General features: G+C 59.6%; 12 protein-coding genes. 5 read left to right on the top strand and 7 right to left on the bottom strand.

From position 1 onward, the window contains the following. Positions 1-33 precede the first annotated feature (33 nt). From BLO50_RS19215 to BLO50_RS19200, 4 genes are all read left to right on the top strand, one after another. On the top strand, positions 34-279 hold the full coding sequence (locus BLO50_RS19215) for a CrfX protein (RefSeq protein WP_090255899.1): 246 nt from the start codon (positions 34-36) through the stop codon (positions 277-279). A gap of 2 nt (positions 280-281) precedes the next feature. Then, on the top strand, positions 282-1,097 hold the full coding sequence (locus tag BLO50_RS19210; protein WP_090255898.1) for a mechanosensitive ion channel family protein: 816 nt from the start codon (positions 282-284) through the stop codon (positions 1,095-1,097). An 88-nt stretch (positions 1,098-1,185) separates the two neighbouring features. Beyond that, positions 1,186-1,785, top strand: a complete 600-nt coding sequence (sigX, locus tag BLO50_RS19205) for an RNA polymerase sigma factor SigX (RefSeq protein WP_090255897.1) — start codon at positions 1,186-1,188, stop codon at positions 1,783-1,785. Between the two features lie 99 nt (positions 1,786-1,884). After that, on the top strand, positions 1,885-2,850 hold the full coding sequence (locus BLO50_RS19200; RefSeq protein ID WP_090255896.1) for an OmpA family protein: 966 nt from the start codon (positions 1,885-1,887) through the stop codon (positions 2,848-2,850). A 132-nt stretch (positions 2,851-2,982) separates the two neighbouring features. Here BLO50_RS19200 and cobA read toward each other — a convergent pair whose 3' ends face one another. From cobA to BLO50_RS19180, 4 genes are all read right to left on the bottom strand, one after another. Further along, positions 2,983-3,720, bottom strand: a complete 738-nt coding sequence (gene cobA / locus BLO50_RS19195; protein ID WP_090255895.1) for a uroporphyrinogen-III C-methyltransferase — start codon at positions 3,718-3,720, stop codon at positions 2,983-2,985. A 435-nt stretch (positions 3,721-4,155) separates the two neighbouring features. Next, positions 4,156-5,823, bottom strand: a complete 1,668-nt coding sequence (locus BLO50_RS19190; RefSeq protein WP_090255894.1) for a bifunctional protein-serine/threonine kinase/phosphatase — start codon at positions 5,821-5,823, stop codon at positions 4,156-4,158. A 98-nt stretch (positions 5,824-5,921) separates the two neighbouring features. After that, positions 5,922-7,133: a nitrate/nitrite transporter gene (locus BLO50_RS19185; protein ID WP_090255893.1), complete on the bottom strand. Its 1,212-nt coding sequence runs from the start codon at positions 7,131-7,133 to the stop codon at positions 5,922-5,924. Between the two features lie 861 nt (positions 7,134-7,994). Then, the gene (locus BLO50_RS19180) at positions 7,995-8,441 is read right to left on the bottom strand and encodes a thioesterase family protein (protein ID WP_090255892.1); all 447 of its coding nucleotides are present in this window, start codon (positions 8,439-8,441) and stop codon (positions 7,995-7,997) included. A gap of 153 nt (positions 8,442-8,594) precedes the next feature. Between BLO50_RS19180 and BLO50_RS19175 the strand changes: the two genes are divergently transcribed. Beyond that, positions 8,595-9,467 (top strand): alpha/beta hydrolase, encoded by an 873-nt coding sequence (locus tag BLO50_RS19175; protein ID WP_090255891.1) that lies wholly within the window; start codon positions 8,595-8,597, stop codon positions 9,465-9,467. Here the strand turns inward: BLO50_RS19175 and BLO50_RS19170 are convergent. The 3 genes from BLO50_RS19170 to BLO50_RS19160 are packed head-to-tail and all read right to left on the bottom strand — an operon-like array spanning position 9,464 to position 12,443. Then, entirely contained in the window at positions 9,464-10,255 is a 792-nt protein-coding gene (locus BLO50_RS19170; RefSeq protein ID WP_090255890.1) for an ABC transporter ATP-binding protein, read from the bottom strand. The two genes, BLO50_RS19175 and BLO50_RS19170, sit on opposite strands and share 4 nt — an antisense overlap. Before the next feature lie 38 nt (positions 10,256-10,293). Further along, the gene (gene ntrB, locus BLO50_RS19165; RefSeq protein WP_090255889.1) at positions 10,294-11,145 is read right to left on the bottom strand and encodes a nitrate ABC transporter permease; all 852 of its coding nucleotides are present in this window, start codon (positions 11,143-11,145) and stop codon (positions 10,294-10,296) included. A gap of 14 nt (positions 11,146-11,159) precedes the next feature. After that, positions 11,160-12,443, bottom strand: coding sequence for a CmpA/NrtA family ABC transporter substrate-binding protein (locus BLO50_RS19160; RefSeq protein ID WP_090255888.1), 1,284 nt, complete (start codon positions 12,441-12,443; stop codon positions 11,160-11,162). Positions 12,444-12,846 lie beyond the last annotated feature (403 nt).

Here is a 12,846-nt window from a genome sequence, read left to right as displayed (position 1 = left end):
CTCGTCTAGCCGACACATCCTGTGAGGTGCGCCATGCACGATCCCTTTGAAGAATCACTGCGCGATTTGCTCAAGTCGCCCACCTCGAGTCACGACGATGACGCCTGTCTGCATCGCGTGCTGAAAACCGCCAACCGCCAAGTCGGTGCGGGTGATCTGTTTGCCCTGATGGGGCATTGGGCTGGCGCATTGATGCTGGCTTTGAACAACGGCTCGGCGCATGTGGCGCCGGTCTCGCGTCGTAAAACCACCGATTCAACTGTTAATAAGGCTGACTGAGCATGGAATTTACTCAAGTTCTGGTTGATGCGATGGCCAGCGTTTGGTCCCCGATTGCCGCCTTTATCCCGCGTCTCTTTGGCGCCATGGTGGTGGTGCTGCTGGGTTTTGTGGTCGCTAAGTTCCTCGACACGCTGCTGTCGAAATTGCTCGGCAAGATCGGCCTGGATCGCCTGATGGCGGGCACTGGCCTGACCAAGTTGTTGAGCCGTGCCGGTATTCAGGTGCCGGTGTCGACCCTGATCGGCAAGATCGTCTACTGGTTCGTGTTGTTGATCTTCCTGGTGACCGCCGCCGAGTCGCTGGGCTTGGAGCGAGTTTCTGCGACCCTTGATGTACTGGCTTTGTACCTGCCAAAAGTCTTTGGTGCAGCCCTGGTGTTGCTCGCGGGGGTATTGCTGGCGCAACTGGTCAGCGGTTTGGTGCGCGGTGCCGCAGAAGGCGTCGGGTTGGACTATGCAAGTGGCCTGGGCCGCGTGGCTCAGGGGCTGGTGATCATCATCAGCATTTCGGTGGCGATTGGTCAGCTGGAAGTGAAAACCGATCTGCTCAACAACGTGATCGCCATCGTGCTGATCTCGGTCGGCCTGGCGGTTGCGCTGGCGCTGGGCCTGGGCAGTCGCGACATTGCCAGCCAGATTCTGGCCGGTATTTATGTGCGTGAGTTGTATGAGGTTGGGCAACAAGTGCAGGTAGGTGAGGTCGAAGGGCAGATCGAGGAAATCGGTACGGTCAAAACCACGTTGCTGACGGAAGCCGGTGAACTGGTTTCTGTGGCTAACCGCACCTTGCTCGAGCAGCAGGTAAGCAGCCGCTAAGGCTAATCCCTGTTATTGTATGCGGCCAATCCGCAGCCTGATTTACAGGCTGCGCTGGCTTATGTCCTGACTGTCGGCCCGACTCGTTTTGAATAAAGCCCACTCTGCGTCTCTGCGTTACGACCCCCGCGAACTCTCGGACGAAGAGTTGGTGGCGCGTGCCCACGACGAGTTGTTTCACATAACCCGTGCATACGAAGAACTGATGCGTCGTTACCAGCGCACGTTATTCAATGTCTGCGCGCGTTATTTAGGCAATGACCGTGATGCTGACGATGTTTGTCAGGAGGTCATGCTCAAGGTCTTATATGGCCTGAAGAACTTTGAGGGCAAATCGAAGTTCAAAACCTGGTTGTACAGCATTACTTACAACGAATGTATTACTCAATATCGCAAGGAGCGACGTAAACGTCGCCTTATTGACGCCTTAAGTTTGGACCCGCTTGAAGAAGCATCCGAAGAAAAAGCGCCAAAGCCTGAGGATAAAGGCGGCCTTGATCGTTGGCTGGTGCATGTCAATCCCATTGATCGGGAAATCCTGGTGCTACGTTTTGTCGCAGAACTGGAGTTTCAGGAGATTGCCGACATTATGCACATGGGCCTGAGCGCCACGAAAATGCGTTATAAACGTGCACTTGACCGGCTGCGCGATAAATTTTCGGACAGCGCTGAAACTTATCTTGAATAAAGCCGTCCTAGCTAACGGTTAATTCTGGTAGAATTGCCGGCTGAGTTGTCTTGTGTTCGTCAGACAACTTACTGACCACCAAGATAGGGAACATTAGTAATGAAATTGAAAAACACTTTAGGCGTTGTCATTGGCTCGTTGTTGGCCACTTCCTCCCTCAGCGTTCTGGCTCAGGGTCAAGGCGCTGTCGAAGTGGAGGGTTTTGCCAAGAAGGAAATCTTCGACAGCGCCCGTGACTTCAAAAACAACGGCAACCTGTTCGGCGGCAGCATCGGCTACTACCTGACTGACGACGTTGAACTGCGTCTGGCCTACGACGAAGTGCACAACGCTCGTGGCGAAGATGGCCGCAACATCAAGGGCTCGAACACCGCTCTGGATGCTCTGTACCACTTCAACAACGCTGGCGACGCACTGCGTCCTTACGTTTCTGCAGGTTTCTCGGATCAGAGCATCGGTCAGTCCGGTCGCAATGGTCGTAACGGCTCCACCTTCGCCAACATCGGCGGCGGCGCCAAGTACTACTTCACTGACAACTTCTACGCCCGTGCTGGCGTTGAAGCTCAGTACAACATCGACCAAGGCGACACCGAGTGGGCACCAAGCGTCGGTATCGGCATGAACTTCGGTGGTGGCAGCAAGCCAGCTCCAGTTGCCGTTGCTGCTGTTGAGCCGACTCCAGAGCCGGTTGCTGTTGAAGAGCCGATGGAACTGGTTCGCGTTGAGCTGGACGTTAAGTTCGACTTCGACAAAGCCAGCGTTAAAGAAGAAAGCTACGGCGACATCAAGAACCTGGCTGACTTCATGAAGCAGTACCCACAGACCACCACCGTGGTTGAAGGTCACACTGACTCCAAAGGCAGCGATGCCTACAACCAGAACCTGTCCGAGCGTCGTGCAAGCGCTGTTCGTGACGTGCTGGTTAACCAGTACGGTGTAGACGCTGCTCGCGTTAACGCTGCTGGCTACGGTGAAGCTCGTCCGGTTGCTGACAACGCTACCGACGCTGGCCGCGCTGTTAACCGCCGCGTAGAAGCTGAAGTAGAAGCTCAGATCAAGCAGTAATCGATCTGGCTGTATAGAAAACCCGGCTTCGGCCGGGTTTTTCTTTATGGCCCTTAATCCATGGCGGCCCATAAAGAAAAACCCATGTAAAAAAGCCCGCTGGTGGCAGGCAAGGGGAACTTCGCGAAGCGGTTAGGCGCTGATAGCTGTGAGCTGTATGTCCGGTTGAGCGGCCACCTCGCCAATCACCAGAATGGCCGGGCTTTTCAATTTGAAGTCGTGGGCGGCTTGTTGCATGGCCGCGATGCTGCTGCGGCATTCGCGCTGGTGTGGCAGGGAGGCGTTCTCGATCAAGGCCACCGGCATGTCGGCGCGCATGCCGCCTGCCAGCAGGCTCTCGCGGATTTCTGCCAGTTTGGCCACGCCCATATACACCACCAGCGTTGTGCCGCTCTGAGCCAGAGCAGGCCAGTTGAGACTGCTGTCATCCTGGGTGTGCGCGGTAACCAAGGTGACACCGCGTGCTACGCCGCGCAGTGTCAGAGGGATGCCGCAGTTGGTCGCTCCGGCCAGGCCTGCTGTAATGCCATTGACCATTTCCACCTCGATACCGTGCTCGCTCAGCCAGTCGGCTTCTTCGCTGCCACGGCCGAAGATGCAGGGGTCGCCGCCTTTCAGGCGCACGACGCATTTACCCTGGCGGGCATAACGCAGCATCAGGCGATGGATAAACGCCTGTGGCGTGGAGCGGCAACCGCCGCGCTTGCCTACCGGCACGATCCGCGCGTTGATGCAGTGCTCCAGTACGGCGGGATTGACTAGGTCATCAATCATAACGATCTCGGCCTGGTTCAGGGCTTTAACCGCCTTGAGGGTCAGCAGCTCCGGGTCACCGGGGCCTGCGCCTACCAGCCAGACTTTTGCGCTCATATTGATCTCCTCAAGCCCGTGTGTATCACCAGCAATGGTTTGACTTGGCTACTCAGCAGCCGTGTTGCAACAGTCATTTAGGTGGCCATCAATCTGCTTAATAAAACTCACGCAAAACAAAAAATTGCCGGGAGCAATTTTTGACGTCGCCCCGTGACGGCCCGTAGGGTGGCAGCCATGGATGGCTGGCCACAAAAAAGGCGTCCCGCTAGTCACCTAGCGAGGACGCCTTTGTCCAAGTCCCGTTCTATCGGGAAGTGCAACCTTCTTCGTTGAGGCCGCGCTTTATTAAATTGTGCAATCAGCAATGCAGAGCTTGTGCCAACTTGTATGGTGCGTATTTTAAAGGCTTATCAGCAAGTTACAGCTGTTTTGTGAGGTTTTTACGCACCGTTTAAAGGCATCCCGCGCAGTGTTGGTGCGAAAGTGGCGGCTTTAATGCAGCAGCCCGATCAGCAGGAGCAGATTCAGCAGCAGGGAAAACAAGGCCACGCCGCGCCAGACCAGCAGCGGTTCACGTTCCAGCAGTGGCCGTGGTCGGCTGCTGAGGGATTTTCGTTCCGCCTGCTCCAGGTTGAGCAGCCATTCCTCGGCGGTTTCATAGCGCTGTTTCGGTTCGGCGCTAAGGGCGCGGTTGAGGCTGTCGTCGACCCAGTTGGGTAAATCCGGGCGATAGCGGCTGGCTGGAGTCGGCTGGCCGAAGCGTGGATGTTGGAAGGCTTCAATTTCGCCATAGGGGTAATGCCCGGTAAGCAGAAAATACAGCGCTACGCCTGCGCTGTAGAGATCCTGCTGCGGGCTGGGGGCGACGCCGGTAAAGGCTTCCGGAGCTATATAACTGGGCGTGCCGGGTAGCTCGCAAGATTCATCGCGGGTCAGGCCGGGGCAGTAGGCCAGCCCGAAATCCAGCACGCGCAGCTCGCCGTCATCGCCCCACAGCAGGTTTTCCGGCTTTATATCGCGGTGCAGGATGTTGCGCCGATGCAGCATGCCCAGGGCTTTAATCAGCCGTGGGGCGATGTCCAGCCATTCCGGTAGCCCCAATGGGCCGCTCAGGCGCAGGTGTTCGGCCAGGGTTTGCCCGGCGTATTCGCGCTGCACGTAATACAGACACTGACGCTGCGGCAGCGGGTGCACTTCGACGAAGAAACGCCCGGCCACGCGGCGCAGAAACCATTCTTCAAGCAATAGTGCATGACCGGCTTGCGGCTCATCGCTGCGGTTGGGCGGCAGGGTTTTCAGCAGCCAGCGCCGCGCCTGAGCATCACGCACTCGATACACCATCGATTGGCGCGATTCGGCCAGCAGTCGCTCAATCTGCCAGCCTTCGAAATTCTGCCCTTCACGCAGTTTGGCTGGTAGTGGCCAGTGCTGCAGTTGCGCTAAGGTGTCGGCCAGATCGCTTTGCGGTAATGCCTCAACGCGCAGCAGCAGGGCGCTCGCGTTGTCCTGGCTGCCGGCCAGGTGCGCGGCATTGACCAGCGCACGGCTGGCGGCGGGCAGATCTTGCTCATCATGGAGGATGCGCTGAATGCCCGCGTCGCCGAGGGTGGCCCAGATACCGTCGCTCACCAACACGAAACATTCGCCCTGACGCAGCTCGCCATCCAGGTAATCCATTACCAGATGCTGATCCAGGCCCATAGCGCGCTTGAGTACATGCTGCATGCCGGGTTGTTCCCACACATGGTCTTCGCTGAGGCGCTCAAGCGTGCCGTTCAGCCAGCGGTAGGCACGGCAATCGCCGACGTGCGCCAGGGTAAAACGCCGGCCGCGCAGGATCAGTGCACTCAAGGTGGTCAGCAGCGGCTGACCGCCGCCATTGGCTTGCAGCCAGCGGTTGTGCGCGACCAGCACACGGTCCAGCGATTGGGTGACCGCCCAAGTTTCCGGGGTGGAGTAGTAATCCAGGGCCAGGGCCTGCAGAGTGGCGCGCGCCGCCAGGCCGCCGTCGGCGCATTGGCTAACGCCATCGGCGAGGGCGAACAGGTAGCCCTTGCTGGCCGCCAGGGCCGGAGCCGGGGTGACCACGCGAATGGCGTCCTGATTTTCGCTACGCGGGCCGGTGGCGCTGGCTTCGCCGAAGGTCAGTTGCAAGGCCATGCAGAGGTTCCTGGAGAGGCGACTGAAGAAGCGCTGAGGTAATAATGAATGGCTACAGGGTGGATGAACCGAGCGTCATCCACCCTGCATTTTTGTTATTACACCCGAGCGGCGGTCACTGCGGCGCTGCCCCAGGTGGTGCGCCAGCGCAGCTTGACTCCATAGAGGCCGAACCAGGCGAGTACACCGAGGCTGGCGAACAGCCACAGGCCGAGCTGGTAATCACCGGTCTGCTGCTTGATGGTGCCTAGACCTGCGGCGAGTAGGAAGCCGCCGATGCCGCCGGCCATGCCGATCAGCCCAGTCATTACGCCGATTTCCTTGCGAAAGCGCTGCGGTACCAGTTGGAACACTGCGCCGTTACCTGCGCCAAGGCCGAGCATGGCAGTGACGAATAGGGCCAGCGCGGCGGTCGAACTTTGCAGATTGAAACCCACAGCGGCAATGCTCAAGGACGCCAGGGTGTACATCATCAGCAAGGTGCGGATGCCACCAATACGGTCGGCCAGTGCGCCGCCGAGGGGACGCAACAGGCTGCCGGCACAGACGCAGGCGGCGGTGTAGTAGCCGGCGGTCACCGGGTTCAGGCCGTATTGGTCGTTGAAATAACCGGGCAGGGCGCTGGCCAGGCCAATAAAGCCGCCGAAGGTCACGCTGTAGAAAAACATAAACCACCAGCTGTCGCGGTCACCCAGGGCTTTCAGGTAATCGGCCAGGGCTTTTGGCTTGGGCCGCTCAGGTGCGTTCTTGGCCACCAGAGCGAAGATCAGCAGGGTTGCCAGTAGCGGGATCAGTGCCCAGCCGAATACGTTCTGCCAGCCGAATAGCGCCGCCAAACCCGGGGCAAACAGCGCAGCCAGTACGGTACCGGAGTTACCTGCGCCGGCAATGCCCATGGCCTTGCCCTGGTGCTGCGGCGGATACCACTGCGAGGCCAGCGGTAGAGCGACGGCGAACGCGGCCCCGGCAAAACCGAGGAACAGACCCAGTAACAAGGCATGTTCATAGCTGCTGATGCCGATCTGCCAGGCGCAGAACAACGCCACGATGACAATTACCTGGCCAATCAGGCCGGCGGTTTTGGGTGATAGGCGGTCGGCCAGAAAACCCATCAGCAAACGCAGTATGGCGCCGGCGAGAATCGGCGTGGCGACCATAAGGCCGCGCTGTTGCGCGGTCAGGTCGAGAGCGGTGGCGATCTGCACAGCCAGTGGGCCGAGCACGTACCAGACCATAAAGCTCAGATCGAAATACAGAAACGCGGCGAACAAGGTTGGGGTGTGGCCGGATTTCCAGAAACTTGTATTCATCGAAAACCTCATTCAGCAAAAAAGGGTCCCGGTGGGGTGCGGTAGACCATGGTCGTGGACATGGCGGCCGCACCCCATCGGGGAGGTGGTGTACTTGTGGTACGCCGCCCTGAGGAACAGGGTCTGTTGACGCTTCGACGCGGCTCGCGGCGAAACATCAATAGACCCTCCGCCACAGCTGGGTTGAGAGAGTTACTAGCGCAAGTCCTGGATCGCAGGGCAGGTGCCAGCCCCAAACGCTGGGGCGTAAACGCAAAACGCCGCATAAACCGAGCGCTCTAGGGCGAGGTTTATGCGACGTCTTTGTCGTTTGTTGAGCAGCCGCCATTGGCTACCGGTAACAGGTCTTTAGCAAGAGCTGCGCCAACCGGGCAATCCATGGATTTACGGGGCTTTCAGCTGTTGGATAGCTGCGACTGTGCTGCAAAAGGAGGCGCTGGCGGAGGGCTTGCCCTTGAATAGGGCGCAGAATGTTTTCCCGGTTCCGACAGACCAGGCTTTCTAAGGCAGGCCTCAATCGGCCTTGTGGCGAGTGCGTCAGCTGGTAGGCGTTAGCACGCTGCAGCGTGACTCACCGGGTGTGGCGTCGGCGGCTGCATGTGCAGCCTGGGTCGGTAAGGTAAGGGTCAGAAGGGCTAGAGCGAGTAGGTTGCTCAAAAGCCCGGCGTGGCGGACATGGCTGCGCGTGGTCGGCATAGCAATTCCCCTGCTTTTGTTGTTATGCCTAAGGCGTAGCAGAGGATGTACCAGCTGTCACGGCGGCCGCTAGATAGTTGAGCAATTAATGCTGAATTCGGCAGCTTTGCTGCGATCAAGCGTGATCAGGACGGTAATCACCCGATTTATGCCGATAAGCCCAGGTTACTTGCTCAGCCAGTTGACCTTGCTGAATTTGCCGCTGAAGGTCGCCGGCATCTGCACCACTTTGCCCAGTTTGTAGTTGAAGAACACAAACCCGGACTTGGCCATGGCCACCAGCGTGTTGTCGGCGGGGCGGGTGATGCGGAAAGTAATGTCGCCACCATAAGTGTTGAAATCCATCACGCCGACTTCAAACAGCAACTGATCACGGGCATGAGCCTCAGCGCGGTAGGTGGTAGCGAGGTCCGTGACGATGATGCCGGTGCCGTCTTCCTGGGTTTCTTCGATGCCGAACTCGAACAGAAAACGTGCCCGCGCCTCGGAAATCATCGAGATCATCGAATCGTTGCCCAAGTGGTTGGCCGCATTGATATCGGTCACCCGCACGGTCAGGTGGGTGCTGTAGCAGAACTGGTCTTCGGGGAACTCAAGGGTCAGGCGGGCCATGCCAGCATCCGGTCGTCAGTAAAAGGTGGCGAATGTTAACCCCGTTCGCATCTGTCTGGCAGCCGCTGATGCGCGTTGCAGGTAAAACGGTGATGATCGGCCCATCATCTTCAGGTGCGGAGTTAAGCGCGTATGAACTTCAGGCAATTGAGCATGGGTGGACTGCTGGCGCTGCTGTTACTGGGGGATGTGCAGGCGCAGGGGCTGCGCGATGCCATGAGTGATCGACGCAGTGCCAAAAGTGCCGCGCAGCTGGGTGCTGAACTGTTGGCAGATCTGCCATACGGTCAGCATGAGCGCCAGCGCCTGGACGTTTATCGTCCACTCAATGCGCGCTCGGCGCCCATATTGCTGATGGTGCATGGCGGTGCCTGGGATAAAGGCGATAAGCGTATGGACCGGGTCGTAGAGAACAAGATGGCGCGTTGGTTGCCCCAGGGATACCTGTTTGTGTCGACCAACTATCGCTTATTACCGGATGCCACCCCCCTGCAGCAGGCCGAGGATATTGCCCAGGCGCTGAGCTACGTCCAGCAACATGCAACAGGCTGGGGTGGGGACCCGCAGCGCGTGGTACTGCTGGGGCATTCGGCAGGTGCGCATTTGGTCAGCCTGCTCAGTGCCGCTCCTGAGATTGGCCAGGCTTATGCTGTACAACCCTGGTTGGGCACCGTGGCACTCGACAGTGCGGCGTTTGATGTTGAACGCATTATGCGCGACAGGCACTACCGCCTGTATGACAAGGCGTTTGGCCAGGACCCGGCCTATTGGCGTGCCGCATCGCCCGTGTGGCGTTTGCAGCAAGCAGGCGCGCCAATGCTGGCCGTCTGCTCCAGTAAACGCAAAGAGGCATGCCTCCAGGCGCAGGGATTTGCGGAGCGAGGCCGCGCATTGGATATGCAGGTGACGGTATTGCCACAGGCGTTGTCGCACGGCGAGATCAATGCGCAATTAGGCGTGCCGGGTGCCTACACCGATGCAGTGGAAACCTTCTTCCAGCGCATCGGTGCCACGCCTGCGCCCTAGGCCGCCGGGCGTTGCTGGCGCTGGTAGAGAAACTCCAGCACGGCGGTGCGGTAGGCGTGGTAGTGAGGGTCATTGGCCAGGGTCAGGCGATCCCGCGGGCGCGCCAGCTCGACCTTGACGATATCGCCCACGGTCGCCGCCGGGCCGTTGGTCATCATCACGATGCGATCAGATAGCAGCACGGCCTCATCGACATCGTGGGTCACCATCACCACGGTGCTGTGGGTTTCGCCGACGATGCGCAGCAGTTCGTCCTGCAGGTGTGCGCGGGTCAGGGCATCCAGCGCGCCGAAGGGTTCGTCCATCAGCAGCACCTTGGGCTGCATGGCCAGAGCGCGGGCGATACCGACGCGCTGCTTCATGCCGCCAGAGATTTCATTGGGATGCTTGTAGGTGGCGTGGCTGAGGCCAACCATGTCCAGCGCCGCTTCAGTGCGTTCTTTGAGCTGGGCTTTGCTTTCCTTGCCGGCGAAGACCTTTTCCACCGCCAGGTAGACGTTGCCGTAGCAGGTCATCCAGGGCAGCAGGCTGTGGTTCTGGAACACCACGCCGCGCTCCGGACCGGGGCCGTCGATCTCGCGGCCGTTGCAGATCAGGCCGCCTTCGCTGGCCTCGAGCAGGCCGGCGATCAGATTGAGCACGGTGGATTTACCGCAACCCGAGTGGCCGATCAGGGTGACGAACTCACCCTTGGCAATGCTCAGGTTTACGTCGGTCAGGGCCTGGAAACGACCTTTCTTGGTATCGAAATGCTTGCCGACCTGGGTCAGCTCCACGAATTTATCCATGTTGCGGCTCCTTAAACTGGCGTAATCAGCTACCTGCTTTAACTGGCGTAGTCGAAGCGTTTCGCTAGCAGCAACAGCAGTTGCTCCAAAGCCAGGCCGACCAGGCCGACGATGATGATGGCGATGAGGATGTGTTCGACGTTGAGGTTGTTCCACTCATCCCACACCCAGAAACCCAGGCCCGTGCCGCCGGTGAGCATCTCGGCGGCGACTATCACCAGCCATGCCACGCCAATGGCCAGGCGGATGCCGGTCATCAGGTGCGGCAGCACGGCGGGGAACAGGATGCGTGTGAGCACCTTGAACTCGGACAGCTTGAGCACCCGCGCCACGTTCAGGTAATCCTGCGGCACGCTGGCCACGCCAGCGGCGGTGTTGAGGATGATCGGCCAGATTGAGCTAATGAAAATTACCCAGATCGACGCCGGGCCAGCCGCTTCGAACACCAGCAGGCCGATGGGCAGCCAGGCCAGCGGCGAAACCGGGCGCAGCAGGCTGATGATCGGCGAGAGCATGCCGGCGAGAAAGGCAAAGCGGCCGATGGCAAAGCCCAGCGGGATGCCCACCAGCGCTGCCAGACCAAAGCCGATACCGACGCGGCCCAGCGAATGCAGGATGTTCCAGCCAATGCCCATGTCATTCGGGCCGTTGTCATAGAAGGGGTTGGCAAACAGCTCCAGCGCCGCCGCCCAGGTACTGACCGGGCCAGGCAGGCCCTCGCTCTTGGTCGCAATCAGCGCCCACACGCCGATAAACAGCAGGATGCCGAGCAATGGCGGCACAACCGCCTTGAGCAGGCTGGTCAGCGCCGCTACGCCTGGCAGCACCAGGCGTGGCGCTTTGCGGGTCGGCGCAGCTAACGGCAATGGGGTTTTCAGTGGTGCGTTCATCACGAACCTCCCAATCAGGCTTTAATCGCAAAGGAGTTGGCGTAGGCGGCCGGGTCGGAGCCATTCCACACGTTGCCGTCGATCAGCGTGCTGCTGCGCAACGAGCTGGCCGGCACGGGGATGTTCAGCGCACTGGCGGCTTCCTTGTACAGCGCAACCTGGTTGACCCCGGCGGCGACGGCGGCGTAGTTCGGGTCCTCCTTGATCAAGCCCCAGCGCTTGAACTGGGTCATAAACCACATACCGTCGGAGTGGTACGGGAAGTTCACCGTGCCGTTTTTGCAGAAGGCCATGGCGTGGTCGTCTTTCCAGCTGTTGCCCAGGCCGTCCTCATACTGGCTGAGGAAGCGCGGCTCGATCACCTTGACCGGCGCATTGACGTAGGCTTTGCCGGAAATCAGCTTGGCCGTGCTCTTGCGGTTTTCCTCGCTGGCCTCGATAAACTGGCTGGCGTCCAGCACCGCCATGATCAGTGCGCGGGCCGCGTTGGGGTATTGCTCGATAAAGGCGCGGGTGGTGCCGAGGACCTTCTCCGGGTGATCCGGCCAGATCTGCTGAGTCGTGACGGCGGTGAAGCCAATCTTGTCGGCAATCGCCCGCGCGCCCCAAGGCTCGCCGACGCAGAAGCCGTCCATATTGCCGACGCGCATATTGGCGACCATCTGCGGTGGCGGCACGACGATGGTTTTCACATCGCTCATCGGGTTGATGCCCAGGCTTGCCAGCCAGTAATACAGCCACATGGCGTGGGTGCCGGTGGGGAAGGTCTGGGCGAAGGTCAGCGGGTTGCCGCCTTTTTTCACATGCTCGGCCAGTTGTGCGCCGTTGGTGACGCCGGCCTCTTTGAGCTGTTTGGAGAGGGTGATGGCCTGGCCGTTCTGGTTCAGGCCCATCAGCACGGCCATATCCTTCTGCGGCCCGGCGATACCCAGTTGTGCGCCGTACATCATGCCGTACAGCACGTGGGCGGCATCCAGCTCGCCGGTATTCAGCTTGTCGCGCACACCGGCCCAGGAGGCTTCCTTGCTTGGGGTGATGGTCAGGCCGTATTTCTCGCCAAAGCCTTGAGTAGCGGCGACTACTACCGATGCGCAGTCGGTCAACGGAATAAAGCCGACTTTCAGCGCCGCCTTTTCCGGTGCATCGGAACCGGCGGCCCAGGCTACGCTGCGCAGCGAGGCGGGCGCGCTAAGGCCAAGGGCGGCGACACCGCCGACAGTGCCGGCGACGGCAATCGAGGTTTTCAGGAAATTACGGCGGCTGTGCAGGCTTGGGTGCTTCGAATCACGATCAGTCATAGGTCTGTCCTTTCTGGCCGATAAACCGGCTGAAACAAAAAACGGCGTACGCCAGGCCACCTCAAGGAGGGGACCTGACGGACGCCGTTGTCCGTGATCCGCGGCTCACCGCCGTTGGTGGGCTGCGCAGGAATCTTGTGAGGACAATTGCAAGGGGCTTGCCAGTTTTACTGGGGAGCGGCGGCTAACAAACGCCAGTGCGCGCTGAGAATGGCTCGAACGAGCCTTAGGTTGGCAGGCTTAAACGCTATAAATCATATACTTAAGCGCAATATTGAATGTTGGCTAGAGCAGAGTTTTCTTAGCGTCGTGGCACCCCATGCCGCAGATCAGCAGCGCTCCCAGCCGGCTTATTGAGCCAATGCTGTGCATGGTCAAGCCGCTGCCAAGCGCTTTTGCTTCG

This window comes from Pseudomonas peli (assembly GCF_900099645.1).
GTDB classification, from domain to species: domain Bacteria; phylum Pseudomonadota; class Gammaproteobacteria; order Pseudomonadales; family Pseudomonadaceae; genus Aquipseudomonas; species Aquipseudomonas peli.
This window is presented reverse-complemented; position numbering and strand designations above follow the sequence as displayed.